Genomic DNA, 24,438 nt, shown 5'->3' with positions numbered 1-24,438 from the left:
GCCGTGCGCCTAGTTGGACTTCGCCGTGATCCACACGGTCAGGGCGACGATGGCGCCGAGACCGAAGATCCAGAGGAAGAGACCCTCGGCCACCGGGCCGAGCGAGCCGAGCTCGATACCGCCCGGGGACGGGTTGTTCTGGATGTATTTCAGGTACGTGATGATGTCGGCCTTGCCCTGCGGCGTGATGTTGAGGTCGTTGAACACGGGCATGTTCTGCGGACCGGTCACCATGGCCTCGTAGATGTGCTGAGCGCTGACGCCGGTGAGCGGCGGGGCGTACTTGCCCTCGGTGAGAGCGCCGCCGGCACCCGCCACGTTGTGGCACATGGCGCAGTTGATGCGGAACAACTCGGCTCCGTGGGCGGCGTCGCCCTTTCCTGCGAGGTACTTCTGCTCGGGGATGGACGGCCCCGGTGCCAGCGACGCGACGTAGTCGGCCAGCGCCTTCACCTGGTCGTCGGTGAACTGGACCGGCTTCTCCTGGGCCTGAGGACCCTGCATCTGCATCGGCATACGGCCGGTGCCCACCTGGAAGTCGACGGCGGCTGCGCCGACGCCGATGAGGCTCGGGGCGACGGAGCTGCCCTGCGCGCTGAGGCCGTGGCACGTGGCGCAGTTGGCCTGGAAGAGCTTCTTGCCCTCGTCGACCGTGCTCTGGCTGGCAGCGGCGACCTGTGGCTCGTCGGCGGACGCGGTGGTGGTGGTGAACGCGGCGTAGGCGCCGCCGGTCAGCCCCAGACCGATCGCGAGGAGCGCGACGGTGGCCAGCGGGTGACGACGGCCGGCCTTGCGAGAGGCCTTGGCTCGAGGGGCCGGCTTGGCCGTGCTGCGGTTTTTCGGACGCATGGGGTGAAGAACGCTCCTGTTTCCTTATCGGATGATGTAGATGACCGCGAACAGTCCGATCCACACGACGTCGACGAAGTGCCAGTAGTACGAGACGACGATGGCGCTGGTCGCCTCCTTGTGGCCGAAGATCTTGACCGCGAAGGCGCGGCCGATGACGAGGAGGAAGGCGATGAGGCCGCCCGTGACGTGCAGGGCGTGGAAGCCGGTCGTCAGGTAGAACGCCGAGCCGTAAGCGTTGGAGCTGAGGGAGATGCCCTCGGAGACGAGCGTCGCGTACTCGAGCACCTGGCCGGAGACGAAGATCGCGCCCATGAGGTAGGTGAGCGTGAACCACTCGACCATGCCCCAGCGCCAGAACTGGGCGACGCCGCCCGCACGACGGGGCTGCATGCGCTCGGCGGCGAAGACGCCGAACTGGCAGGTGACGGAGCTGAGCACCAGGATCAGCGTGTTCGTCGCCGCGTACGGGATGTTCAAGTGCTGGGTCTCCGCGGCCCACAGATCGGGGGACGTCGACTTGAGAGTGAAGTAGATCGCGAAGAGACCCGCGAAGAACATCACCTCGGAGCCGAGCCAGACGATCGTGCCGACGGCCACGACGTTGGGCCGGTTGATCGCCGGCGCACTCGTGGCAGGAGAAATTGAGGTGCTCGTCACGTAACCCATTATGGCTGAAAAGAAGCCATGGTTTTCCCACCCATGGGGCTTGAATCGGCCTGATTTCTGGTTAGGACAGCCTCATTTCGGGCTCATCGGCCGGTATCGCCGTGGCGTGTCGCCCGCCGATAGGATCGCTTCATGGTCCTCACGCAGTCCTGGTCGTCCGTGCTGACGGCTCTCCTCGCCGGAGAGCACCTGAGCGTGGCGGACGCGGCGTGGGCCATGGACCAGGTGATGAGCGGCGAAGCGACCGACGCCCAGCTGGCCGCATTCCTCATCGCGTTGCGTGCGAAGGGCGAGACCGTCGATGAGATCGTCGGCTTCCGCGACGCCATCCTCGACCACGCCATTCCGCTGCGGGTGGACCCGATGGCCCTCGACATCGTCGGCACGGGCGGCGACCGGTTCGGCACCGTGAACGTGTCCACCACCGCCTCGATCGTGGCCGCAGCTGCCGGGGTCCCGGTCATCAAGCACGGCAACCGTGCGGCGAGCTCCTCGTCGGGGTCGTCGGATGTGCTGGCCGCGCTCGGAATCGACCTGACCCTGTCGGCCGACCGCGTCGCCGAAGTGCTGCATGTCGCGGGCATCACCTTCGCCTTCGCGAGCGCGTTCCACCCCGGCTTCGCCAATGCCGGTCCGGTGCGCGCCCAGCTCGGCGTCCCCACCGTCTTCAACTACCTCGGACCGCTGTGCAACCCGGCGCGCCCCGAGGCGTCCGCGGTCGGAGTGGCGACGCTCGACCGCATCCCGCTCATCGTCGGCGTGTTCCAGACCCGTGGCGCGACCGCGCTGGTCTTCCGCGGAGACGACGGGCTCGACGAGCTGTCGACCACCGGTCACAGCCACGTCTGGGAGGTCTCCCGGGGCCTCGTCACCGAGCACGACATCGATCCGCGCGATCTGGGCATCCCCCGCGCACGGATCGACGACCTGCTCGGGAAGGACGCCGCGTACAACGCGGCGGTCGTGCGTGCCGTGCTCGCGGGAGAAGAAGGCCCCGTGCGCGACATCGTCCTGCTCAACGCGGCAGCCGGGCTCGTGTCCTACGAGCTCGCGTCCGACCCGTCGAGGGTCCAGGTGTCCATCCTGGATCGTTTCCGTTCGCAAATGGCGGTCGCTGCCCAGGCGATCGACTCCGGGGCCGCGGCCGCGAAGCTCGACCAGTGGGTGGCGGCGACGCACTGACAGCAGTGGATGCTCCACTGCACGTGGAAGGAAGGGTTTCGATGAAGAAGCTCATCAACGACGTACCCGACGTCGTGACCGAGTCCCTCGCGGGGTTCGGCAGGGCTCACGCGGACATCGTCCGTGTGTCGCAGGATCCGAAGTTCGTCGCACGAGCCGACGGCCCGGTGAAGGGCAAGGTCGGCTTGGTCAGCGGCGGTGGCAGCGGCCACGAGCCCCTCCACGCCGGTTTCGTCGGAAAGGGGATGCTGGACGCGGCTGTGCCGGGCGAAGTGTTCACCTCGCCGACTCCCATGCCGATCGTCGAGGCCACCAAGGCCGCTGACGGCGGCGCCGGCGTGCTCCACATCGTCAAGAACTACACGGGCGACGTGCTCAATTTCGAAACCGCGGCCGATCTGGTCGGCGCCGAGGGCATCTCCGTGCGCTCGGTCGTGATCAACGACGATGTCGCGGTCCAGGACTCCCTCTACACCGCGGGTCGCCGCGGCGTCGCCGGAACCGTCCTGGTCGAGAAGATCGCGGGCGCCGCCGCGGACCGCGGTGACGACCTGGACGCCGTCACGGCCATCGCCGAGAGGGTGAACGCCAACGTCCGCTCCATCGGCCTGGCGCTGACCGACGGCACCGTGCCGCATGCCGGCGAGCCCGGCTTCGTGCTGCCGGAGGACGAGATCGAATTCGGAGTCGGCATCCACGGCGAGCCGGGACGTGAGCGGATCAAGCTGGAGCCCGCCGACCGTCTGGTCGACCGGATGATGGACGCGATCCTCACCGACTTGTCGTTCGACGGTTCGCCGGTGCTCCTGTTCGTCAATGGGATGGGCGGAACCCCGCTGTCGGAGCTCTACATCCTGTTCCGGCGCGCCGCCGAAATCCTGGACGAGCGCGGCATCACGCTGAGCCGGTCGCTGGTGGGCAACTACGTCACCTCGCTGGAGATGCAGGGCGCATCCATCACGGTCCTGAAGCTGGACGACGAGTTCACTCAGCTGTGGGATGCGCCCGTCCACACCGCCGCGCTGCGCTGGGGACTGTAGAGAACCGGAACCGACGAAGAGGAGGAGGCGTCGATGACGCTGGACACGAACTGGGTGGTGGAGTGGATCTCCGCGGCCGCGGATTCCATCGGCGAGCACAAGCACGAGCTGAACACGCTCGATCGCGAGATCGGCGACGGCGACCACGGCGAGAACATGGACCGCGGGATGCGTGCGTCCGTCGCGGCGCTGGAGAAGCTCCCCGACGACGCGACCCCGAACGCGGCCCTGCGCTCGATCGCCATGACCCTGATCTCGACGGTCGGCGGAGCGTCCGGTCCGCTGTACGGGACGGCGTTCCTCAAGGCGGCGGATCCCGTGGGCGACGCTCCCGCGATCGACGAGAAGACGCTCGTGGCAGTCCTGGCGGCCGCCCGCGACGGCATCGTGTCCCGCGGCAAGGCCGAGTCCGGCGACAAGACGATGATCGACGCGTGGACGCCTGCGGTGGACGCGGCGCGCACGGCCCAGGAGTCCGGGGCCTCGGCCTCGGACATCCTGGCCGCCGCGGCGGACGCCGCGGAGAAGGGCGCTCAGGCGACTGAGCCCCTGGTGGCGAGGAAGGGCCGCGCGAGCTACCTCGGCGAGCGGTCGGCCGGGCACCGCGACCCGGGTGCGCAGTCGACCGCCCTGCTGTTGCGCGCGGCAGCCGGAGCGGCCGGATGAGCGGGAAGGTCGGGATCGTCTTCGTCTCGCACAGTCCGCAGATCGCGGCGGGGATGGTGGAGCTCGCCGGTCAGATGGCGGGCTCCGTCCGCTTGGTCGCCGCGGGCGGCACCGATGACGAGGGGATCGGGACCAGCTTCACGAAGGTCATGTCCGGCGTCGCGGAAGCGGACAGCGGCGACGGAGTCGTGGTCGTCAGCGACCTCGGGTCCGCCCTGCTGACCGCCGAGACCGTGCTCGACATGCTGGACGAGGAGCAGCGCAGCCGCGTCCGCGTGGTCGACGTGCCGTTCGTCGAAGGCGGCGTGGCCGCCGCGGTCGCCGCCGAGTCCGGGAGTCCGCTCGACGCGGTGGCCGCGGCGGCGCGGGGCGCGGTGGATGCGTGGGCGGGCGGGAGAGAGCAAGCCCCCGCTGAGCCGCAGACGGCGCCCGCGGGCGGCCCCTACGAGCGCGAGGTGCTGGTCCGCAACCCCGAGGGCCTGCACGCGCGCCCAGCGGCCGAGTTCGTCAAGCTGGCGAACACGTTCCCGGTGAAGGTGACGGTCAACGGAAAGGACGCCAAGAGCCTCCTGGGCATCATGTCGCTCGGCCTGACCGCCGGTTCGACCGCCCGGATCGCGTCCGAGGACGCCGACGGTCGAGCTGCGGTCGATGCGCTCGCCGACCTGGTCGACACCGGCTTCGGCGAGGTCTGACCGGTTCGTGTCGGAGCGCGCCTAGAAGCTCCGAAAGCGTTCCTCGGTGCGGGGGCGGCCGGCGGCAAGCGGGAGCGCCATCTCCCGCTCGTTCGCCGTGCGGTCCAGCGGATACGGCTGCGTCCGTCCCGTGAAGACGAAGCCACGGCGCAGGTACGAGCGGATGGCCGGCTCGTTGTCCTCGTGCACCTCGAGCAGGAGCCGATCGCTGCGTCCCTGGGCCCAGTCGATGACCGCGTCGAGGAGGGCATCCGTCACCCCCCGGTCGCGGCCGCGCCAGGCGGGCGTCACGTAGACGCCGACGAGGTAGGGGTCGTGGGACGTGGCGGACTGGAACCCGCCCATGCTGCCCAGCCAGCGTCCATTCTCCGCCACCGCCGCGAACAGTCGGGTGCTGCGGTTCACGTTGGATGCGCGCCGCTGCCAGTGCTCGTCGGGGTGCCGGCGGGCCTGCTCCAGCGTCTCAAGAAAAGCGATCGGCGCGTCCTCGAGCATCTCGAACCGGAGGGCGCGGTACGCCTTCCAGTCGTCCTCGGTGCTCGCGCGGACGACCCAGCCGCCCACGGTCAGTCCCGGTCGGCGAGCAGGGCCTCGGCCGAGGCGAGCAGGATCGCCGTGCACAGTCCGTCGAGCGCCGTCGTCAACTCACCCAGCGGCGGGAAGGTCGGCGCGATGCGGATGTTCGCGTCGCGCGGGTCGTCGCCGTACGGGAAGGTGGCTCCGGCGGGCGTGACCGCGATCCCGGCCTCCTTCGCGAGCTGCACGGCGCGCTTCGCCGCGCCGTCGGCGACGTCGAGGCTGACGAAGTATCCCCCGGCGGGCAGCGCCCACGACCCGGCGCCCCACGGCCGGAGGCGCTCGGTGAAGGCGGCATCCACCGCGGCGAATTTCGGCTCCAGGATGGCGCGGTGCTTCTCCATGTGGGCGGCGAGGCCGTCCGCGTCCTTCAGCAGTTCGACGTGGCGGAGCTGGTTGAGTTTGTCCGGACCGATGCTCTGGGCGGAGAGCTGGTGCAGCATCCACTCGACGTTCGCGGGTGAGGCACCGAAGAACGAGACGCCGGACCCCGGGTAGGTGACCTTCGAGGTGGAGGCGAAGACCAGCGGACGGTCGGGGTTGCCGGCCTCGGCGGCCAGCGCGAGCACGTCGAACGGCTCGGGGCGCTCGTCCGTCAGGTGGTGGACCGCGTACGCGTTGTCCCAGATCAGGCGGAAGTCGGGGGCAGCGGGCAGCGAGACGAGGGCGCGCACCACCTCCTCGGAGTAGACCGCGCCGGTCGGGTTCGAGTACACGGGGACGCAGAACATCCCGCGGATGCTGTCGTCGGTTTCGAGCAGGGAGGCCACGGCCTCGATGTCCGGGCCGTTCTTGTCCGTGGGCACCGGGATGAGCCTGATGCCGAACCGCTCCGCGATCGTGAAGTGACGGTCATAGCCGGGAACCGGCGCGAGGAACGAGATGCCTGTGCTGCTCCACGGCAACTCGCCGCCCGGGACGCCCTGCAGCAGCGCGAACGCGATGGTGTCGTGCATCAGCGTGAGGCTGGAGTTGCCGAGCGCGAGGAGCTGGTCGACCGGGACGCGCAACGCGTCCGAGAAGATCGCCCGCAGCTCCGGCAGTCCGGTCGCTCCGCCGTAGTTGCGGAGGTCGGTGCCTGCCGCGTCGCGGAAGCGGCCGTCCGGCAGGTGCAGCAGGTCGTTCGACAGATCCAGCTGCTCGGCGGACGGCTTGCCCCGCGTCAGGTCGAGCTTCAGGCCGGCGGCCTTCAGCTCGTCGTAAGCGCGCGCGAACGCGGAGTGCGCCTCACGGAGCGCGGCGGTGTCGAGGTCGGCCAGGGGCGAGGGCGAAACGGTAGCGGACGTCACGTCATCGATCGTACCGGCGTGCTGGCCGGGCCGCTCGGCCGACGTGTGCGAACATCCGAAGTGTGACCGACGAACTGAAGCGCCGCCGCGGGCGCACCCGCATCAAGATGTCGACGGCGCTCGCCGCAGGCCTGGTCGTCGGTGTGGGGGTCGGCATCCTCAACGCCTGGCATTACGCGATCATCGCGGGATGGGCGGCGGCCTGTCTGGTCTACGTCACCTGGGTGTGGGGCGCGGTCTGGCGCCTGGACGGCGAGTCGACCAAGAGCCACGCGACCCTGGAGGATCCGGGACGTCGCACGGCCGATCTCATCCTCATCCTCGCCGCTGCCGCCAGCGTGGTGGCCGTGGTCTACATCCTCGTCGACGCCAAGCACCTCAGCGGCGGGAAGCAGCTGGGCGTCGCTCTGCTCGCCGTCGTGTCGGTGGCTTTGTCGTGGACGCTGGTGCACACCCTGTACGCGCTGCGCTATGCCCGGCTGTTCTACCGTTCCGGAGGCGGGATCGACTTCAACCAGAAGGAGCTGCCGCAGTACAGCGACTTCGCCTACCTGTCGTTCACGCTCGGGATGACGTTCCAGGTGTCGGACACGGACATCTCCAGCTCGTACATCCGCCGCTCGATCCTGCACCACGTGCTGCTGTCGTACCTCTTCGGGACGGTCATCGTCGCGGCGACGGTGAACCTGGTGGCCGGCCTCGGCTGAGGGCGCTGAGGTCGGAATGCCGGGGCGGTCAGCGGGTGTAGGTGAGGAAGCGGTAGCGCAGGCCGTTGGCGGCAGTGCGCCATTCACCGGCGTCGATGCTCCAGCCGGGGCCGGGGTCGGGCGCCTGCGCGTCGCCTTCGACGGCGAGGTCGATCTCCGTGACCTCCAGCCGGTCGGCGATCGGCAGAGTCTGGCCGTAGAGCTCGGCGCCGCCGATCACCCAGACGATGGAGGTGTCACCTGCTGCCGCTCGAGCGTCGTCGACAGAATGCACGACGGTCGCGCCGGGGGCTTCCCAGTCCTGCTGGCGGGTGACCACCACGTTCTCGCGTCCCGGAAGGGGACGGTAGCGCTGAGGGAGCGATTCCCAGGTGCGACGCCCCATGATCACCGGATCGTTCCCGGTCAACGCGCGGAAGTGGCGGAGATCCTCTGTCAGGTGCCACGGCATCACGCCGTCCGCCCCGATGACGCGGTCGTGGGCCTGCGCCCAGATGAGCGCGAGCGTCATACGGCGACGGCGGCGCGGATCGCGGGATGGTGCTGGTAGTCCTCGACGACGAAGTCCTCGAAGCGGTAGTCGAAGATGCTGTCCGGCGTGCGGGCGAAACGCAGCGTCGGCGCGGGGAAGGGGTCGCGCGTGAGCTGTTCCGTGACCTGCTCCACGTGGTTGTCGTAGATGTGGACATCGCCGCCGGTCCAGACGAACTCGCCCGGTTCGAGGCCCACTTGCTGGGCGACCATGAGCGTCAGGAGCGCGTAGCTCGCGATATTGAACGGGACGCCGAGGAACATGTCGGCGCTGCGCTGGTACAGCTGGCACGAGAGCTTGCCGTCGGCGACGTAGAACTGGAAGAACGCGTGGCACGGCGCGAGGGCCATGTCGGGGATCTCGGCGACGTTCCAGGCCGAGACGATGATGCGGCGGGAGTCCGGGTCGGTGCGCAGAGTGTCGATGACCTGTTGGATCTGATCGATGTGGCGCCCATCCGGCGTCGGCCAGGAGCGCCACTGCACGCCGTAGACCGGGCCGAGTTCCCCATCCTGATCGGCCCATTCGTCCCAGATGGTCACGCCGTTGTCGCGCAGCCAGCCGACGTTGCTCTCGCCGCGGAGGAACCACAGCAGCTCATAGGCGATCGACTTGAAATGGACGCGCTTCGTCGTGATGAGCGGGAAGCCGTCCGCGAGGTCGAACCGCAGCTGGCGGCCGAAGACGCTGCGCGTGCCGGTCCCGGTGCGGTCGGATTTATGCGTGCCGTTCGCCAGAACGTCGCGCAGTAGGTCCTCGTACGGGGTGGGAATCTGGCTCACGTTCCGATGGTACTTCGCCGGGCAGGTCGCCTCTCCACCCGGGGGTGCGGCGCGTCGTAGTCTGGCGTCATGGACGGGGCAGCGCGCGAGCGGCACAGCGGTGAGCGGCACAGCGATGACCGGCACAGCGATGACCGGCACAGCGATGACGAGCTCGCCAGCGCGCTGGAGGAGGAGGTGGCACGGATCACGTCCGCCATTCCGATCGTCGTCCAGCGGGATCCCGTGACGGAACACGCGTCCGGGGAGGGGGAAGCACAGGATGCGGACGACGACGACGGGGACGGCAGGGGCGAGCCGTCGACCGGGTTGATCAGCTTCGACGACCTGCCGGTCAGGCGCGAGCAAACCGGGCCCGAACCGACGTTCAGTCCGTGGGTGGCGACCGCGGCGATCCCGATCCAGCGAGCGGAACCGGTCGCAGAGCCGGAGCCGGAGCCGGTGGAGCCGCCCACGTTCCAGCCCGTCGCCCGGGCGGAGCCCCTCGGCCTGGTGCCGCCGGAGCTGGCTCCACGCGACTCCGAACCCGTACCTCTGCTCCCCGTCGTCGCCCTGGAGACCCCGCCGCACGCGGAGTCGGTAACCGAAAGAGAATCTCCGGCCGCCGACCCGCCTCGCGCCGCCGACGACCCCGCGAAGACGTCCATCCCGCAATCCACTCCGCCCGCGCCCGCGCCGCCCTCCGACGCCCGCGAACCCCTCGGCGGTCGCCACGTCCGCCGGAGCATCTTCGCGCCCGAGTCGGCCGACCTCGAGCCCGCACCCCTGGAGCGCCGGGTGGGTCGCGCCTCGCGGATGTTCTGGCTCTGGTTCGCGGGCACCTCATCCCTCATCAGCGTCGGCGTCGGCGCCACCCTGTTCGTCCTGGGCCTCAGCCTGCGGCAGCTTCTGGTGGCGACGCTCGTCGGAGTAGCGCTGTCGTTCCTTCCACTCGGAGTCGGCACCCTGGCGGGCAAGTGGAGTGGTCAGCCCACCCTGGTCGCGTCGCGCGCGTTCTTCGGATTGCGGGGGAATGTCATCCCGACCGTCCTCGCCCTCGTCGTGAAGCTGTTCTGGGGCGCGGTGCTCCTCTGGCTGGCGGGGTCGGCGGCCGGTTCGCTCACCGAAGGGGAGCAGTGGCCCGGCAACGCGGTCGGCGCGACATCGGTCGCGCTCGCCGCGACCATCGTCGTGGCCGCCGCCATCGCGTTCGTCGGCTATGCGCTGGTCGCGCGGGTGCAGCTGGTGCTCACCATCGCGTCCGCCGTCCTGATAGTGCTGATGGTGATGGCGACCTGGCGGCATGTGGATGTGACGAGTGCTCTCGTCGCCCCTGACGCCATCTGGACCCACGTCGTCACCGGCGCCGTGCTGGTGTTCAGCTACGTCGGGCTGGCCTGGGCGATGAGCAGTTCGGAGGTGGCGCGCTACCAGCAACCGCTCTCGTCGGGCGGCGCCGCGATGCTGTGGGCGACGTTCGGTGCGGCGGTGCCGCCGTTCATTCTGGTCTCGTACGGCGGCCTGCTGGCGGCATCCAACCCAGAGCTGGCGGGAGAGCTGGCCCAGGATCCCGTCGCCGCTCTCGTCGATCTCGGGCTGCCCGGCTGGTATCCGGTTCCGCTCCTGCTCGCCGTCGGGTTGTCGCTCGTCAGCGCTCTCGTGCTGACGCTCTACTCGACCGGTTTCACGATCGACGCCCTCGGTGTGCGGCTCGGGCGGCGGTGGAGCACCCTCGCGGCAGGTGTGGCGGTCGCGATCGCGGGCGGGGTGCTGGCGGCGAGCGTGACCGATCTGTCCGCGGTGATCCGGGGCGTTCCGACGGCGCTGTCCGTGCCGGTGGCCGCCTGGGTGGGCGTCTTCTCGGGCGAGATGATGCTGCGGACGCGGCGCCTCCACCAGCAGTCGCTGCTGACGCGTGGCGGTGTGTACCCGGATTGGCGCTGGACGAATCTCGCGCTGCTCGTGGCCGGCACCGTGGTGGGATGGGGGACCATCAGCTCACGGCTGCCCTGGCTGCAGTGGGAGGGGTATCTCTTCCGCTGGGTGGGCATCGATCCGCAGGCCGGCATCGGCACGAGCAACATCGGAGTCGTGATCGCGCTCGTGATCGGTCTGTTCGGCGTGCTGGTCTCGGCGGCTCCCGCCGTCCGCCGACAGGAGCTGGCGGCGGATCGGGAGTTGTCCACAGCCTGACCGCCGTCCACAGAACCGATTCCGTCGGTCCTCGGCCGAGACCCATCCCGTAGGCTGATCGACGTGCCGAAAACTCTCGCCTCCGTCCGCGACACCGTGGAGCAGCTCTGGCCCCTCGCGGGTGCCGAGAGCTGGGATGCGCCGGGTCTCGTCACAGGCGATCCGGCGGCCGAGGTCGGGCGCATCCTGCTCGCGGTGGATGCGGTGGCCGCCACCGTCGACGAAGCGGTCGAGCTCCGCGCAGACCTGCTCATCGCGCACCATCCGCTCCTCCTGCGCGGGGTGACGAGCATCGCGGAAGACCGCTACAAGGGCGCCCTGCTCGCACGGTTGATCCGGGGCGGGGTCGCCCTGTACGCCGCCCACACCACGGCCGACGTCGTCGCCGACGGCACCAGCGACGTGCTGGCCGCCCGGCTCGGCCTGCGCAACACCCGTCCCATCGCGCCGTCGTCAGACGGCGTCACGGGGATCGGCCGGGTCGGCGATCTCCCTCAGCCCACGACTCTCGGGCTGCTGGCCCGCGCGCTCGCCGACATCCTCCCCGCCACCGCCGGCGGTGTCCGCGCGGCGGGCGATTACCACCAGCCGGTGACCCGCGTCGCCGTCTGCGGTGGCGCTGGCGACTCCCTGCTCAGCAATGAGGCCGTCCGCGGAGCCGACGTGTACATCACCGCCGACCTCCGGCATCATCCGGCATCCGAGGCGCGAGAACAGGCCACCCTCGGTGGTGGCCCCGCCCTCCTCGACGTGTCGCACTGGGCCAGTGAGTGGTTGTGGCTCGACACCGCGGCTGAGCAGCTGCGCGCGGCCCTCCCCGGCACCGAGGTCGTCGTGAGCGAGCTGCGCACCGACCCCTGGGATTTCGCCATCCTGCAATGACCACCCCGCACGAAGGAAGCACCGCATCGTGAAAGCCAGTCCCGCCGACCAGAACGAACTCCTACGCCTTCAGGCCGCCGATACCCGCCTGGCGCAGCTCGCGCACGCCCTCAAGAACCTCCCGCAGGCGGCAGAGCTGGCGAAACTGCAACCGGAGGTCGACGCCTTGCGCGCCCGGTGGATCGCCGCCACCGGTGAGCTGGAGGACGCCCGCGCCGAGCTGAAGCGGGTGGAGTCCGACGTCGAGATCGTCGAGGCGCGCGTGAAGCGCGACAGCGACCGCGTGCAGCAGACCTCCTCCGTGAAAGACGTCCAGGCGCTCGAGGCCGAACTCGCCTCGCTCGCCAAGCGCAAAGACGACCTCGAAGAGATCGAGTTGACCGTCATGGAACGCGTGGAGGGTCTCGAGGAGACGCTCGCGGCCGTGGAGGCGGAGCGCGCGGGACTGAACAGCCGGGTCGAAGCCCTGGAGGCGCAGCGCGCCGACGAGGGCGGCAAGGTCGAGGTGCAGCGCAAGGCGGTGGCGGCCGACCGTGCCACGATCGCCGATGCGCTCCCGGCCGACCTGGTGGAGCTGTACGAACGGCAGCGTGCCCGTTACGGTCTCGGGGCCGCGGCGCTGGTCCGCGGGGTGTCCCTCGGCTCCAACGTGAAGCTGACCGAGTCCGACCTCTCCGACATCCGTCGAGCGGCGCCCGACGACGTCGTGCTGTGCCCGGACAGCAGTGCGATCCTCGTCCGTGGAGAAGACTCCGGCCTCTGATCCGCACCGGGGGCGCCTGCGCTAGGGTTGAGCCCGGAATGGGTCGGCAAGACGGTCGCGTCGGTCCGCGTCAGCGGGCCGCCGAGGAACGTCCGGGCTCCGCAGAGCAGGGCGGTGGGTAACACCCACCCGGGGCAACCCGCGAGAAAGTGCAACAGAAAGTAGACCGCCGTGGGCTCACGCCCGCGGTAAGGGTGAAACGGTGGTGTAAGAGACCACCAGCGGCCGGGGTGACCCGGCCGGCTGGGTAAACCTCGCCCGGAGCAAGGTCGGACAGGGGACCATGAGGCTGCTCGTCTCGTCCCCGGGTAGACCGCTGGAGGGCGGCGGTAACGTCGTCCCGAGATAGATGGCCGTCCGCGGTGCACGCACCGCGACAGAACCCGGCGTATCAGCCGGCCCATTCCCTTCGCGTATCGATCGACGCCTCGCTCAGGCGGGGTCCGGCGAGAAGCGGTATCCCATCCCGGGCTCGGTGAGCAGGTACCGCGGCCGCGAGGGTTCCGGCTCCAGCTTCTTGCGCAGTTGCGCGAGGTAGAGCCGCAGGTACCCGGTGTCGCTGGTGTACTGGGGACCCCAGACCTGCGTGAGGACCGCCTGCCGGGTCACCAGGCGGTTGGGGTTGCGCAGCAGCACCTCGAGGATCGTCCACTCCGTGGGGGTCAGCCGCACGGTTTCGGTGCGCTCCCCGACCTTCCGGGTGACCTGGCGCGCCGCCAGGTCGACCGTCACGTCGCCGAAGGCGACGACCGGCTCATCCGCGACTGCCTGCTGACGACGGGTCAGCGCGCGGATGCGGGCGAGGAGCTCGTCGGCGGCGAACGGCTTGGTCACGTAGTCGTCCGCGCCGGCGTCGAGTGCGTCCACCTTGTCGCCGGAGCCGGTGCGGCCGGAGACGACGAGGATCGGGACGCTGGTCCAGCCCCGCAACCCCTCGATCACCTCGATGCCGTCGAGCTCCGGCATCCCGAGGTCGAGCATGACGAGGTCGGGGTGGTGTTCGACCGCCTGAGTCACGGCCTCCGCGCCGGTGCGCGCGGTCAGCACCTCGTATCCCCGAGCCGTCAGCAGGATGCGCAGCGCGCGAAGGATCTGCGCGTCGTCGTCGGCGATCAGCACCTTCATGCGACGTCCTCTCCGGATGCGGGGAGCGCGATCACCATGGTGAGGCCGCCGCCCGGGGTGTCCTCGGCTTCGAGCGAGCCGCCCATGCCCTCCACGAACCCTTTCGAGAGAGCGAGGCCGAGGCCGATCCCGCTCTCGTTGTCGGTGTCGCCGAGCCGCTGGAACGGCGCGAAGACGGCCTCCCTGCGCTCGATCGGGATGCCGGGGCCGTGGTCGATCACCCGCAGCTGCACAGTGCCGGCGAACTCGCTGGCCGCGAGCGCGGGACGCGTGCCCGCTGGGCTGAAACGGAGCGCGTTTCCCAGCAGGTTGACCACGACACGTTGCAGCAGGACGCCGTCCGCGAGGACCGACGACACGTTCTCCGGCAGGTCCAGTTCGACGTCGGCAGGGCCGATCCCCAATTCGTCGAGGGCGGGAAGGATGACGTCGTCGAGCTCGGTCGAATTCAGCGACACGGCGAGGACTCCGGCCTGGATCCTGCTCGCGTCGAGCAGAGCGGTGACGAGGCCGGCCAGCCCGTTGAGGCTGTCCTCCGCAGTTTCCAGCAGTGCTTCCCGATCGTCGGCATCGAGTCGGAGATCGGGCTGACGCAGGGTGGTGACGGCGGCCGTGGCTGCGGCGAGCGGCCTGCGGAGGTCATGCCCGACCGCGGCGAGCAGTGCTGTTCGCACGCGGTCGGCCTCCGCGAGTGGGCCCAGCTCGGATGCGGTGGCGGCGAGGTCGCGGTGCTCCAGCGCAGCGTCGAGTTGCGCCACGATGGCGGCCAGAAGCCTGCGATCGCCTGCCTCCAGATCGCGGCCCGCGAGTTCCAGCACGGCTCGCGTCCCCACCGGGAGCCGCTCGGTGCGTGATTCCTCCGCTTCCGCAGACTCTGCTTCCGCCGACTCCGCTTCCGCCGGCTCCCCGTCGGCCGCGAGCAGCTCGTCGCCGTCGACGGACCACAGTCGCACCGCGCTCAATCCGAACGCCTCCCGGGTGCGCGCCACGAGCGCGTGCACCGAATCCTCGCCGCGGATGACACCGCCGGCGACGGTCGCCAGCAGCTCCGCCTCCGCTGCGGCCCGCCGTGCCTCGCGTGACCGTCGGGCGGCGAGGTCGACGACCAGGCTCACCAGGGCGGCGATAACCACGTAGAGGATGAGCGCGATCAGGTGCAGGGGCTCGCCGACCGTGATCGTGTACAGCGGCTCGACGAAGAAGTAGTCGAGCGTGAGCCCGGACAGCAGCGCGGCGAACAGGGCCGGCCAGATGCCGCCGACGAGTGCGACCACCACGGTGAGCAGCTGGTAACCGAGCACGTCCGCCGTCATCGACTCCGGGGAGCGCGTGTTCGCCAGTACCAGCGTCAGCAGGGGGCCGCCGACCAGCGCGAGGGCGAATCCGTACACCCGGCGGCGCACGGTGAGTCCGCCGCGGGGCCGCGGCAGCGAGAAGCGGCCGCCGGCCCGGGCATGCGAGACGATGTGGACGTCGATGTCGCCGGATGCGCGGATGACCGTCGCTCCGATCCCCGGCCCGGTGAGGAGGGCCGCCAGCCGGCTGCGCCGGGACACCCCGATGACGAGCTGGGTCGCGTTCTCGCCGCGAGCGAACTCCACCAGTGCGCGCGGAATGTCGTCGCCGACGACCTGGTGGTAGCTGCCGCCGAGCTGCTCGACCAGCGCTCGCTGGGCGGCCAGGGCGCCGGGAGCCGCCTCGCGGAGGCCGTCCGGGCTGGTGACGTGCACCGCCAGCAGCTCGCCGCCGCCACTCCGCGCAGCGATCCGGGCGCCGCGCCGCAGCAGCGTTTCGCCCTCCGGGCCACCGGTGAGCGCCACCACGACCCGTTCGCGCGCCTCCCAGGTTCCCGCGATCCCATGTTCGGCGCGGTACCGCTGCAGCGCACTGTCCACCTCGTCGGCCAGCCAGAGCAGGGCCAGTTCGCGCAGGGCGGTCAGGTTGCCCAACCGGAAGTAGTTCGACAGAGCGGCGTCGATGCGCGCTGCCGGGTAGACGACGCCGTCGGCGAGCCGGTCGCGCAGCGCCTGCGGGGCCAGATCGACCACCTCGATCTGGTCCGCACGTCGGAGGACCGCGTCGGGGATCGTCTCGCGCTGTTGCACGCCGGTGATCTGCTGCACCACGTCGCCGAGCGACTCGATGTGCTGGATGTTGACCGTCGACATGACGTCGATCCCGGCGGCGAGCATGGCGTCCACATCCTGCCACCGCTTCTCGTTGCGCGAACCGGGAGCGTTGGTGTGCGCGAGCTCGTCAACCAGCGCGACCTGTGGGGAGCGCCGCAGCACGGCATCCAGGTCGAGTTCGTCCAGGGTGACACCCCGGTGCTCGGTCACCGCGCGGGGGATGACCTCCAGCCCGTCGAGCATCGCGGCCGTGGCGGCGCGGCCGTGCGTCTCTGCGACCGCGACCACCACATCCGTGCCGAGCGCTCTCAGCCGTCTGCCCTCTTCGAGCATCGCGTACGTCTTCCCGACGCCGGGGGCGGCGCCGAGCATCACCCTGAGGTGACCACGAGGCATGCGTCCGCCCTCTGCTATCGGTCCAGACGCGCCGCGTCAGGCGCCCGGAGCGGCGCCGGCGGGGGTGAGTGCGTCGTCCGGTGTGCCGACCTCGCCGCTGCGACCACGGTGCCCGGCGTCACGGCGCTCGCCGCGGACCGCGAGGGCTGCCGCGCCCAGGATGCCCGCGTTGTTGCGGTGCACCGCCGGAACGATCGGCGTCTTCAGCTTCAGCAGCGGGAGGAACTCCTGGTAATTCTTCGACACTCCACCGCCGACGATGAAGAGGTCGGGAGTGAACAGGAACTCGACGGTCGAGTAGTACTTCTGCAACCGCTTGGCCCACTTCTCCCAACTGAGGTCTTCGCGCTCCTTGGCGGAGTACGCGGCACGCGACTCGGCGTCGTGCCCGTCGACCTCGAGGTGGCCGAGCTCGGCGTTCGGGATGAGGATGCCGTCGTAGATGAGGGCTGAGCCGATCCCCGTGCCGAGTGTCGTCATGATGACCAGGCCGTCCTTGCCCTTCGCCGCACCGAAGCGGGTCTCGGCGTAGCCGGCAGCGTCCGCGTCATTGACGAAGTGGATGTCGCGACCGAGCGCCTTCTCGAACAGGTTCTCGGCGTGGAGCCCGATCCAGTCCTTGGCCACGTTCGCCGCGGAGAGCGTCACGCCGTGGCTGACGATCGCCGGGAAGCAGACGCCCACCGGCGCGTCCGGCTCCGCCTTCGCCAGCTGGTCGACGATCTCCTTGGTGGTCTCCACGATGTCGTCGGGCTTGCCCCCGTCCGGAGTGGGGAGCTTGACCCGGTCGCTGACCAGCTCACCGGTCGTCAGGTCGACCAGCCCTCCCTTGATCCCCGTACCGCCGATGTCGATGCCGATCGCGTGATTCTGCGAAGTCATGACACGAATCTACCGCGCATTGGAGGAGGTCAGGGGAGGGTGAGGATCTCCGCCCCGCGCTCGGTCACGACCAGCGTGTGCTCGAACTGGGCCGTGACACTGCGATCCCGCGTGACGACCGTCCAATCGTCCGGCCACATCTCCCACTCGTGCGTACCGAGGGTGAGCATCGGCTCGATGGTGAACACCATCCCGGGCTCCATCACGTCGTCGTGGCTGGGCGCCGCGTCGTAGTGCGGGATGATCAGCCCCGAGTGGAAAGCCGCCCCGACACCATGCCCGGTGAAGTCGCGGACCACGCCGTAGCCGAAGCGCTTGGCGTACGACTCGATCGCACGCCCGATGACGTTGACCTGGCGTCCCGGCGCGACCGCCTTGATGCCACGGTTCAGCGCCTCGCGGGTGCGGTCGACGAGCTGCGTGACCTCCGCCGAGGCCGTACCCGCGATGAAGGTCTGGTTGCTGTCCCCGTGGAAGCCGTTCTTGTACGCCGTGATGTCGATGTTGACGATGTCGCCGTCCTCGATCACCGTGTCGTCCGGGATGCCGTGGCACACCACCTCGTTGACCGAGCTGCAGATCGACTTGGTGTAGCCGCGGTAGCCGAGCGTGGAGGGATACGCGTCGTGCGCGAGCAGGAACCCGTGCCCGATGATGTCGAGCTCCTCGGTCGTCACGCCCGGTCGCACCGCCTCGCCGACCAACGCGATCGCCTGCGCGGCGATCCGCCCCGACTCGCGGATCAGCTCCACCTCGTCGGGGGTGTAGACGTCGCCCCGCGTGTACGGCGCCGGTCCCGGGCGGCCCACGTACTCCGGTCGCGGGATGCGGCTGGGGACCGGGCGCATCGCGCTGACGCGGCCCGGGATGAGGTGACCGGTGGAATCCTTGGGCATACGATCAACTCTATGACGAGCGACGAGTACGGCATCAAGCAGGACGCCGAGCACAAGTACTGGTACAACATGAAGACCGGCGAGGTCGAGCAGGGCTTCCTGTCTCCTGCGCCGAACCGCGTCGGCCCGTTCGACACCCGCGAGGAGGCCGAGCACGCGCTGGAGAAGCTCCGCGAGAACTCGGCCAAGTGGGCGGAAGAGGACGCCGAGGACAACCGCTAGAAGCTGTGCTCCTGGGTCGGGAACGACCCCTCCTGCACGTCCGCCTTGTAGGCGCGCGCGGCATCCGACAGCACCGTCTTGAGGTCGGCGTACTGCTTGACGAAGCGAGGGATGCGCCCGGTCGTGAACCCGGCCCAGTCCGTCCACACCAGCAGCTGCCCGTCGACGTGCGGACCTGCGCCGACCCCGACGGTCGGGATGCGGAGCTCGGCGGTGACCCGCTTCGCGGCCTCGGCCGGCACCATCTCGAGCACGACCGCGAACGCACCGGCCTCCTCGACCGCGTGGGCGTCGGCGAGCAGCTCCTCGACGCTGTCCCCGCGCCCCTGCACGAGGTGCCCGCCGAGGCCGTGCTCACTCTGCGGCGTGAAGCCGATGTGCGCCATGACGGGGATGCCCGCATCCACGATGCGCCGGATCTGCTCGGCGCTGCGCCGTCCGCCTTCGAGCTTCACCGCGTGGGCGCCGGTCTCCTTCATGAACCGCACTGCTGTGTGGAGCGCCTCCAGCGGCCCGGTCTCGTACGAACCGAACGGCATGTCCGCCACGACGAAGGCGCGCTTGACCGCCTTAGCGACCGCGCGCGTCAGCGGGATGAGGTCGTCGACCGTCACCGGCAGGGTCGTGTCGTAGCCGAGCACGTTGTTTCCGGCCGAGTCGCCGACGAGCAGGAAGTCGATCCCGGCCTCGTCGAAGATCTGCGCGGTCAGCATGTCGTAGCTGGTCAGTCCTGTGAACGGCGCCCCCTCTTCCTTCGCCGCCTGGAAGTGGCGAGTGCGCACCCGCTTCAGCGCCTGCATCGACGAGGTGGTGGGGTGGACGGAGGGCACCGGTGACTGCTCGCTCATGCGGTCAGTCTAGTGACGGAGCGGAAGTCCGGACTCAGACGGGCACTGGCTCGAGGAGTCCCCGTTCCGACGCGGCCGAAGCGAGTTGCGTGTCGAACGTGACCAGAGGGATGTCGTTGCCCACCGCTACAGCGAGGGCGCATGCGTCGGGCATGCGGAGGCCATGTTCGGCTCGGATGCGCGCGAGGATCAGTGGTTCGTTGGGGCCGAGCGTCGTCAGCGTGACGCCGAAGCGGCGAAGGTCCTCGAACGCCTCGAGGGCGTGGCCCTCCCGTTCCGGATTGATGAGGGCTTGGGCCACGTTGACCGGGTGCACCAGATACCGGGTTCCCACGGCGAATACTTCAGTCGCCGCTGCGTGGTGGATATCCCAAGGATCAAGAATTGCGATCAGGACCCCTGCGTCCACGGCGAGGGTCACTCGGGCCAACCTTCGCGGATCGAAGCGAGGCTCTCGGTGAACATGCCTGCGTATCGAGCGCTCATGCGCTCCAACTCGGCGCGGCGCTCGTCGATCTGTTGCGCGCGCTCCTCGCGGATGCGCTGCTCGCCCGCCTCGATGAGATGCAACAGGAGTCTGCTGTCCGAGTCGTCATGCCACCGCCGCTGTCCCACTAGTCTGGAACCGGCCGAGGAAAGGGGCAGGATGGACAAGCAGCGCGACTTCGTTCTTCGCACGATCGAGGAGCGTGGCGTCAAGTTCGTGAGGCTGTGGTTCACCGACGTGGTGGGCACGCTCAAGTCCGTCGCCATCGCTCCGGCCGAGGTCGAAGGGGCCTTCAGCGAGGGGCTCGGCTTCGACGGCTCCGCCATCGAAGGCCTGACGCGCAACTACGAGTCCGACCTCCTCGCGCTGCCGGATGCGACCACGTTCCAGATCCTGCCGTGGCGAGGCGAGATCGACCCGACCGCCCGCATGTTCTGCGACATCACGACGCCCGACGGCCAGCCCGCGGTGTCCGACCCCCGCAACGTGCTGAAGCGGACGCTCGAGAAGGCCGCTGACCGCGGCTTCACCTTCTACACGCATCCCGAGATCGAGTTCTACCTGCTGAAGTCGTCGTCGTTCGGCGAGGACGGCCCGGATCCCGTGGACTCGGCCGGCTACTTCGACAACGTGCCCGGCGGCACCGCACACGACTTCCGCCGCCGCTCCGTGCGCATGCTGGAAGACCTCGGGATCTCGGTCGAGTTCAGCCACCACGAGGCGGGCCCGGGGCAGAACGAGATCGACCTGCGGTATGCGGACGCTCTGACCACGGCGGACAACATCATGACGTTCCGCACGGTCATCAAAGAGGTCGCCATCGAGCAGGGCGTCTACGCGACATTCATGCCGAAGCCGCTCTCCGGGCACCCGGGATCCGGGATGCACACCCACATGTCGCTGTTCGAGGGCGACACCAACGCCTTCTTCGAGGCGGGCGCCCAGTACCAGCTGTCGAAGATCGGCCGCCAGTTCATCGCGGGCCTGCTGCGCCACGCGCCGGAGATCACCGCGGTCACCAACCAGTTCGTGAACTCCTACAAGCGCCTCTGGGGCGGTGACGAGGCGCCCAGCTTCGTCAGCTGGGGGCACAACAACCGCTCCGCACTGGTCCGCGTTCCGCTGTACAAGCCGAACAAGGGCCAGAGCTCGCGCGTCGAGTACCGCGCGATGGACTCCGCCGCCAACCCGTACCTCGCCTTCTCTCTGCTGCTCGCGGCCGGGCTCAAGGGCATCGAGGGGCAGTACGAGCTGCCGCCGGAGGCGGAGGACAACGTCTGGGCTCTCTCCGACGGGGAGCGCCGCGCGCTCGGCTACAACCAGCTGCCGGCAAGCCTCGATCACGCCATCTCGCTGATGGAGGATTCCGAGCTCGTCGCCGAGACGCTGGGGGAGCAGGCGTTCAACTACGTGCTCCTCAACAAGCGCCGTGAATGGGCGGAGTACCGGGCGCAGGTCACCCCGTACGAATTGCGCACCAACCTCGAGATCCTCTGACCGCTTCGTCGTGACCCGGCAGCAGCTCTCCCTCACGGCCCTGGCGCGTGCCGGGTTCGTGGGGCTGAGCTCTGTCCGGGCGGAGCTCGATGAACTCGCCGACCTGACCGGCCTGGCTCCCGAGCAGCTGACGAGCGCCATCTCCGTGGCCGCCGACCCCGACACGGCCCTCGCTTGGGCCCTCCGCTTGGTGCGACACGCGCCTGCACAGGCAGCGGAGTCGTTCCGGACCGAGGAGGACGCGCGGCGGCTGTTCCGCGTGATCGGGGCATCGGAGGGCGTCGCCGAGTTCTTCCTCCGGCAGCCGGACCAGCTGGATGCGTTGGCCCGGCCGGTCGGCGGCCTCCCGTCGGCGGACGAGTTGCGCGCGGATCTCCTCGACGCGGTCGGCGCGACCGACGGCGTCGCCGCCGACGCCGAGGAAACCGCATGGACCGCTCTGCGGATCCGCTACCGCCGCCGCCTCGTGCAGCTCGCGAGCGTCGACCTCGAGCAACCTGATCCCGTCGCCGGCTTCGACGCGGTGGCCGCCGCGCTCAGCGACCTGGCGGCGGCGGCACTGGAGGCATCCCTCGCCGTCGCACGACGCATGACGATGGGCGCAGGGCCGGGCCGCTACCCCGAGGAACAGGTGCGTGCCACGCCCTTCGCGGTGATCGGCATGGGTAAGGCGGGCGCGCGCGAGCTCAACTACCTCAGCGACGTCGACGTGATCTTCGTCACGGAGGGTGTCGAGAGCGCGGGTCTCGAGCCGGGCCGCGCCGTCGACATCGGGACCCGGCTCGCGATGCTGACGATGCGCGGGATCTACGAGCCCGCGGTCGAGCCGGGGCTGTGGGAGGTCGACCCCAACCTGCGACCGGAGGGCAAGGACGGCGCCCTCGTCCGCACGCTCGAGTCGCACGTCGCGTACTACGACCGCTGGGCGAAGGGATGGGAGTTCCAGGCCCTGCTCAAGGCGCGCCCCCTCGCCGGAGACCACGGACTGGGGCAGCGCTATGTCGACGCCCTCGCTCCCAAAGTCTGGAGCAGCGCATCCCGCGAGAACTTCGTCGAGTCGGTGCAGCGGATGCGCGTCCGCGTGACCGACAACATCCCGGACGATGAGGTGCACTACCAGCTGAAGCTCGGTCCGGGCGGACTGCGCGACGTCGAGTTCACCGTCCAGCTGCTGCAACTCGTCCACGGGCAGATCGACGAGCAGGTGCGCCAGCGTGACACCCTCTCCGCCCTGGATGCTCTGGCGGCGCAGGGATACATCGGCCGGGAGGAGTCCGCGGCCTTCTCCCACGACTACCGCTCCCTGCGCCTCATGGAGCATCGCCTGCAGCTGCGACGCCTCACGCGTACACACCTGATGCCCCGCGACGAAGCGGACGTCCGCATCCTCGCCCGCGCCACGGGGCTTGCGCCCAACGCCGACCAGCTGCTGGTCACCTGGAACGAGATCAAGCACCGCGTGCGCGGGCTGCACGAGCGGCTGTTCTATCGCCCTCTGCTCAGCGCCGTCGCGGCCACGTCCACCGAGGATGCCCGCCTCGCCGGGGGAGTCGGCCTGACCAGTGTGCAGGCCGAGGCCCGACTTGCAGCGATCGGCTTCCGCGACCCCCGCGGTGCTCTCGCCCACATCGGTGCGCTGACATCCGGCGTCTCGCGCCGCGCGACCATCCAGCGGCACCTGCTCCCCGTCATGCTGCAGTGGTTCGCGGACGGCCCCGACCCGGATTACGGGCTGCTGACCTTCCGCCGGCTGAGCGAGGAGCTCGGCGGCACCCACTGGTACCTCCGGATGCTCCGCGACTCCAGCGGCGCCGCCGAGCGTCTCACGCGCGTGCTGTCGGGATCACGGTTCGCCGGGGAGCTGCTGGGTCGCATCCCCGAGTCGGCGGCGTGGCTCGAGTCCGAGGACGAGCTGCGGCCACGACCGGCGGCGCTGCTGCGGGACGAGACCGCCGCGATCCTGGCGCGCCACGAGTCGGTGGACACGGCGGCCGCCGCGCTGCGCGCCATGCGCCGACGAGAAATCCTCCGGCTCGCGATCTCCGGCATCCTGGGCTTCGCCACGATCGAGCAGCTCGCGCACGGGTTGAGCGACGTCAGCGAGAACATCATCGGCGGCGTCCTTCAGGCGATCCGGTCGGCTCGCGGCGACGCCGACCAGCTGGAGTTCGCGGTGATCGGGATGGGGCGCTTCGGCGGGAGAGAGCTGGGGTTCGGCTCCGATGCGGACGTGATGTACGTGTTCCGCCCGCTCGCGGCGGATCAGGAGGCCGCGAACCGCAGCGCCCTGGCGATCGTCTCCGAGCTGAACCGACTGACGGAGGACAACCGCCTCCCGCTCGATCTGGACATCGGCCTGCGCCCGGAGGGCAAGAACGGTCCGCCCGTCCGCTCGCTCGAGTCGTACCGCGCCTACTACCGGCGCTGGTCGCTCACGTGGGAGGCGCAGGCGCTGCTGCGGGCCCGCGGCATCGCTGGGGACGCGGCACTCCTCGCCGACTTCGAGGAGCTCGCCGACGAGGTGCGCTACCCGCACGATATCGGCGAGCAGCAGATCCGGGAGGTCAAGCGCATCAAGGCCCGAGTCGAGAACGAGCGCCTGCCGCAGGGCGCCGACCCGTCCCGTCACCTCAAGCTGGGCCGTGGCTCGCTGAGCGACGTGGAGTGGTTTGTGCAGCTGATCCAGCTCCAGCACGCGGCCGACGTGCCCGGGCTGCGCACCCCATCCACTCTGGACGCCCTGGCTGCGGCAGCCGAGCATGGCTTCGTCGCCGACGAGGACGCGGCGCGGCTGCGCGAGGCCTGGATCTTCGCCTCCCGCACCCGCTCGGCGATGACGCTCTGGACGGACAAGACCGCCGACGTCCTGCCTTCCGACCGTGTCGCGCTCGACGGCGTCGCACGGCTGATGGAGTACCCGCCCGGCTCGGCTTCACGCCTGGAGGAGGACTACCTGGCGGTGACGCGGCGCGCCCGACAGGTTTTCGAGCGCGGGTTCTACGGCCCGCCGCAACGCCCCGTGCCGACCGGTTGAGCGGGTGCCGCGGGCACGACCTCGGCGTTTCAGGCAGGTAAATTCCGGACCGGAACCGTTGCAACCCTCCTCAGTGACCCCCACACTGGGGCCACCCGGTCCCCGACGATGTGGATGT

The 24,438-nt window shown here is 69.8% G+C and carries 24 protein-coding genes and 1 other RNA gene; 12 read left to right on the top strand and 13 right to left on the bottom strand.

All coding sequences use genetic code 11. The features are described from left to right. Nucleotides 1-9 precede the first annotated feature (9 nt). Nucleotides 10-849 (bottom strand): cytochrome bc1 complex diheme cytochrome c subunit, encoded by an 840-nt coding sequence (gene qcrC, locus AB4Y74_RS09885; protein ID WP_441798910.1) that lies wholly within the window; start codon nucleotides 847-849, stop codon nucleotides 10-12. A gap of 24 nt (nucleotides 850-873) precedes the next feature. Continuing rightward, complete coding sequence (gene ctaE, locus AB4Y74_RS09880; protein WP_441798909.1) at nucleotides 874-1,518, bottom strand: aa3-type cytochrome oxidase subunit III; 645 nt, start codon at nucleotides 1,516-1,518, stop codon at nucleotides 874-876. Between the two features lie 132 nt (nucleotides 1,519-1,650). On the opposite strand from ctaE, the gene trpD reads away from it, so the two are divergent. Genes trpD through dhaM form a run of 4 tightly spaced genes read left to right on the top strand, consistent with a single transcriptional unit; the run spans nucleotide 1,651 to nucleotide 5,101 of the window. Next, a complete protein-coding gene (trpD, locus tag AB4Y74_RS09875; protein WP_441798908.1) occupies nucleotides 1,651-2,700 on the top strand; it encodes an anthranilate phosphoribosyltransferase in 1,050 nt (349 codons plus the stop codon). 41 nt (nucleotides 2,701-2,741) lie between these two features. Further along, nucleotides 2,742-3,740, top strand: a complete 999-nt coding sequence (gene dhaK, locus AB4Y74_RS09870) for a dihydroxyacetone kinase subunit DhaK (protein WP_441798907.1) — start codon at nucleotides 2,742-2,744, stop codon at nucleotides 3,738-3,740. 33 nt (nucleotides 3,741-3,773) lie between these two features. Continuing rightward, a complete protein-coding gene (gene dhaL, locus AB4Y74_RS09865; RefSeq protein WP_441798906.1) occupies nucleotides 3,774-4,406 on the top strand; it encodes a dihydroxyacetone kinase subunit DhaL in 633 nt (210 codons plus the stop codon). Continuing rightward, the gene (gene dhaM / locus AB4Y74_RS09860; protein WP_441798905.1) at nucleotides 4,403-5,101 is read left to right on the top strand and encodes a dihydroxyacetone kinase phosphoryl donor subunit DhaM; all 699 of its coding nucleotides are present in this window, start codon (nucleotides 4,403-4,405) and stop codon (nucleotides 5,099-5,101) included. Before dhaL ends, dhaM begins: the two co-directional genes overlap by 4 nt. A 21-nt stretch (nucleotides 5,102-5,122) precedes the next feature. Here dhaM and AB4Y74_RS09855 read toward each other — a convergent pair whose 3' ends face one another. Both AB4Y74_RS09855 and AB4Y74_RS09850 read right to left on the bottom strand, forming a co-directional pair. Next, nucleotides 5,123-5,665, bottom strand: a complete 543-nt coding sequence (locus tag AB4Y74_RS09855) for a GNAT family N-acetyltransferase (protein WP_441798904.1) — start codon at nucleotides 5,663-5,665, stop codon at nucleotides 5,123-5,125. Between the two features lie 2 nt (nucleotides 5,666-5,667). After that, nucleotides 5,668-6,975 carry an aminotransferase class I/II-fold pyridoxal phosphate-dependent enzyme gene (locus AB4Y74_RS09850; RefSeq protein WP_441800430.1) on the bottom strand — a complete coding sequence of 436 codons (1,308 nt, stop codon included), beginning with the start codon at nucleotides 6,973-6,975 and terminating at the stop codon, nucleotides 5,668-5,670. 53 nt (nucleotides 6,976-7,028) lie between these two features. Here AB4Y74_RS09850 and AB4Y74_RS09845 point away from each other — a divergent pair, with 53 nt between their 5' ends. Next, nucleotides 7,029-7,673, top strand: a complete 645-nt coding sequence (locus tag AB4Y74_RS09845) for a DUF1345 domain-containing protein (RefSeq protein ID WP_441798903.1) — start codon at nucleotides 7,029-7,031, stop codon at nucleotides 7,671-7,673. Between the two features lie 28 nt (nucleotides 7,674-7,701). Here AB4Y74_RS09845 and AB4Y74_RS09840 read toward each other — a convergent pair whose 3' ends face one another. Then, nucleotides 7,702-8,184 (bottom strand): dihydrofolate reductase, encoded by a 483-nt coding sequence (locus AB4Y74_RS09840; RefSeq protein ID WP_441798902.1) that lies wholly within the window; start codon nucleotides 8,182-8,184, stop codon nucleotides 7,702-7,704. After that, a complete protein-coding gene (locus AB4Y74_RS09835; protein ID WP_441798901.1) occupies nucleotides 8,181-8,987 on the bottom strand; it encodes a thymidylate synthase in 807 nt (268 codons plus the stop codon). Before AB4Y74_RS09835 ends, AB4Y74_RS09840 begins: the two co-directional genes overlap by 4 nt. A 69-nt stretch (nucleotides 8,988-9,056) precedes the next feature. Between AB4Y74_RS09835 and AB4Y74_RS09830 the strand changes: the two genes are divergently transcribed. The 4 genes from AB4Y74_RS09830 to rnpB all read left to right on the top strand — a co-directional run bounded on the left by AB4Y74_RS09830 (nucleotide 9,057) and on the right by rnpB (nucleotide 13,211). Continuing rightward, nucleotides 9,057-11,159 (top strand): purine-cytosine permease family protein, encoded by a 2,103-nt coding sequence (locus tag AB4Y74_RS09830; protein ID WP_441798900.1) that lies wholly within the window; start codon nucleotides 9,057-9,059, stop codon nucleotides 11,157-11,159. Nucleotides 11,160-11,222: 63 nt separating this feature from the next. Beyond that, entirely contained in the window at nucleotides 11,223-12,041 is an 819-nt protein-coding gene (locus tag AB4Y74_RS09825) for a Nif3-like dinuclear metal center hexameric protein (protein ID WP_441798899.1), read from the top strand. 28 nt (nucleotides 12,042-12,069) lie between these two features. Beyond that, complete coding sequence (locus AB4Y74_RS09820) at nucleotides 12,070-12,804, top strand: zinc ribbon domain-containing protein (protein WP_441798898.1); 735 nt, start codon at nucleotides 12,070-12,072, stop codon at nucleotides 12,802-12,804. A 39-nt stretch (nucleotides 12,805-12,843) separates the two neighbouring features. Further along, an RNA gene (gene rnpB, locus AB4Y74_RS09815) (RNase P RNA component class A) lies at nucleotides 12,844-13,211 on the top strand. 25 nt (nucleotides 13,212-13,236) lie between these two features. Here the strand turns inward: rnpB and AB4Y74_RS09810 are convergent. The 4 genes from AB4Y74_RS09810 to map are packed head-to-tail and all read right to left on the bottom strand — an operon-like array spanning nucleotide 13,237 to nucleotide 18,232. Next, nucleotides 13,237-13,929: a response regulator gene (locus tag AB4Y74_RS09810; RefSeq protein ID WP_441798897.1), complete on the bottom strand. Its 693-nt coding sequence runs from the start codon at nucleotides 13,927-13,929 to the stop codon at nucleotides 13,237-13,239. Further along, nucleotides 13,926-16,454: an ATP-binding protein gene (locus tag AB4Y74_RS09805; protein ID WP_441798896.1), complete on the bottom strand. Its 2,529-nt coding sequence runs from the start codon at nucleotides 16,452-16,454 to the stop codon at nucleotides 13,926-13,928. Before AB4Y74_RS09805 ends, AB4Y74_RS09810 begins: the two co-directional genes overlap by 4 nt. Before the next feature lie 36 nt (nucleotides 16,455-16,490). After that, a complete protein-coding gene (ppgK, locus tag AB4Y74_RS09800) occupies nucleotides 16,491-17,336 on the bottom strand; it encodes a polyphosphate--glucose phosphotransferase (RefSeq protein WP_441798895.1) in 846 nt (281 codons plus the stop codon). A 29-nt stretch (nucleotides 17,337-17,365) separates the two neighbouring features. Beyond that, nucleotides 17,366-18,232, bottom strand: coding sequence for a type I methionyl aminopeptidase (gene map, locus AB4Y74_RS09795; RefSeq protein WP_441798894.1), 867 nt, complete (start codon nucleotides 18,230-18,232; stop codon nucleotides 17,366-17,368). 12 nt (nucleotides 18,233-18,244) lie between these two features. On the opposite strand from map, the gene AB4Y74_RS09790 reads away from it, so the two are divergent. After that, entirely contained in the window at nucleotides 18,245-18,454 is a 210-nt protein-coding gene (locus tag AB4Y74_RS09790; protein ID WP_441786075.1) for an SPOR domain-containing protein, read from the top strand. Here the strand turns inward: AB4Y74_RS09790 and panB are convergent. Genes panB through AB4Y74_RS09775 form a run of 3 tightly spaced genes read right to left on the bottom strand, consistent with a single transcriptional unit; the run spans nucleotide 18,451 to nucleotide 19,956 of the window. Further along, complete coding sequence (panB, locus tag AB4Y74_RS09785) at nucleotides 18,451-19,302, bottom strand: 3-methyl-2-oxobutanoate hydroxymethyltransferase (protein WP_441798893.1); 852 nt, start codon at nucleotides 19,300-19,302, stop codon at nucleotides 18,451-18,453. The genes AB4Y74_RS09790 and panB overlap by 4 nt on opposite strands. A gap of 34 nt (nucleotides 19,303-19,336) precedes the next feature. After that, nucleotides 19,337-19,723, bottom strand: coding sequence for a type II toxin-antitoxin system VapC family toxin (locus tag AB4Y74_RS09780; RefSeq protein ID WP_441798892.1), 387 nt, complete (start codon nucleotides 19,721-19,723; stop codon nucleotides 19,337-19,339). Further along, the gene (locus AB4Y74_RS09775; RefSeq protein WP_441798891.1) at nucleotides 19,720-19,956 is read right to left on the bottom strand and encodes a hypothetical protein; all 237 of its coding nucleotides are present in this window, start codon (nucleotides 19,954-19,956) and stop codon (nucleotides 19,720-19,722) included. Before AB4Y74_RS09775 ends, AB4Y74_RS09780 begins: the two co-directional genes overlap by 4 nt. Between AB4Y74_RS09775 and glnA the strand changes: the two genes are divergently transcribed. Further along, nucleotides 19,949-21,286 carry a type I glutamate--ammonia ligase gene (glnA, locus tag AB4Y74_RS09770; protein WP_441798890.1) on the top strand — a complete coding sequence of 446 codons (1,338 nt, stop codon included), beginning with the start codon at nucleotides 19,949-19,951 and terminating at the stop codon, nucleotides 21,284-21,286. The two genes, AB4Y74_RS09775 and glnA, sit on opposite strands and share 8 nt — an antisense overlap. A 10-nt stretch (nucleotides 21,287-21,296) precedes the next feature. After that, entirely contained in the window at nucleotides 21,297-24,320 is a 3,024-nt protein-coding gene (locus tag AB4Y74_RS09765; protein WP_441798889.1) for a bifunctional [glutamine synthetase] adenylyltransferase/[glutamine synthetase]-adenylyl-L-tyrosine phosphorylase, read from the top strand. Nucleotides 24,321-24,438: the final 118 nt, after the last annotated feature.

Origin of the sequence: Leifsonia sp. RAF41 (assembly GCF_052114085.1) — a bacterium.
In the GTDB taxonomy this organism is placed as follows: domain Bacteria; phylum Actinomycetota; class Actinomycetes; order Actinomycetales; family Microbacteriaceae; genus Leifsonia.
The sequence above is the reverse complement of the archived record's forward strand: the minus strand, read 5'-3'. Positions and strand labels throughout refer to the sequence as shown.

Coding starts and splice junctions, on each gene's coding strand:
- qcrC (WP_441798910.1), bottom strand. CDS start 849: ATGCGTCCGAAAAACCGCAGCACGGCCAAGCCGGCCCCTCGAGCCAAG.
- ctaE (WP_441798909.1), bottom strand. CDS start 1,518: ATGGGTTACGTGACGAGCACCTCAATTTCTCCTGCCACGAGTGCGCCG.
- trpD (WP_441798908.1), top strand. CDS start 1,651: ATGGTCCTCACGCAGTCCTGGTCGTCCGTGCTGACGGCTCTCCTCGCC.
- dhaK (WP_441798907.1), top strand. CDS start 2,742: ATGAAGAAGCTCATCAACGACGTACCCGACGTCGTGACCGAGTCCCTC.
- dhaL (WP_441798906.1), top strand. CDS start 3,774: ATGACGCTGGACACGAACTGGGTGGTGGAGTGGATCTCCGCGGCCGCG.
- dhaM (WP_441798905.1), top strand. CDS start 4,403: ATGAGCGGGAAGGTCGGGATCGTCTTCGTCTCGCACAGTCCGCAGATC.
- AB4Y74_RS09840 (WP_441798902.1), bottom strand. CDS start 8,184: ATGACGCTCGCGCTCATCTGGGCGCAGGCCCACGACCGCGTCATCGGG.
- AB4Y74_RS09830 (WP_441798900.1), top strand. CDS start 9,057: ATGGACGGGGCAGCGCGCGAGCGGCACAGCGGTGAGCGGCACAGCGAT.
- AB4Y74_RS09810 (WP_441798897.1), bottom strand. CDS start 13,929: ATGAAGGTGCTGATCGCCGACGACGACGCGCAGATCCTTCGCGCGCTG.
- AB4Y74_RS09805 (WP_441798896.1), bottom strand. CDS start 16,454: ATGCCTCGTGGTCACCTCAGGGTGATGCTCGGCGCCGCCCCCGGCGTC.
- ppgK (WP_441798895.1), bottom strand. CDS start 17,336: ATGACTTCGCAGAATCACGCGATCGGCATCGACATCGGCGGTACGGGG.
- map (WP_441798894.1), bottom strand. CDS start 18,232: ATGCCCAAGGATTCCACCGGTCACCTCATCCCGGGCCGCGTCAGCGCG.
- AB4Y74_RS09790 (WP_441786075.1), top strand. CDS start 18,245: ATGACGAGCGACGAGTACGGCATCAAGCAGGACGCCGAGCACAAGTAC.
- panB (WP_441798893.1), bottom strand. CDS start 19,302: ATGAGCGAGCAGTCACCGGTGCCCTCCGTCCACCCCACCACCTCGTCG.
- glnA (WP_441798890.1), top strand. CDS start 19,949: ATGGACAAGCAGCGCGACTTCGTTCTTCGCACGATCGAGGAGCGTGGC.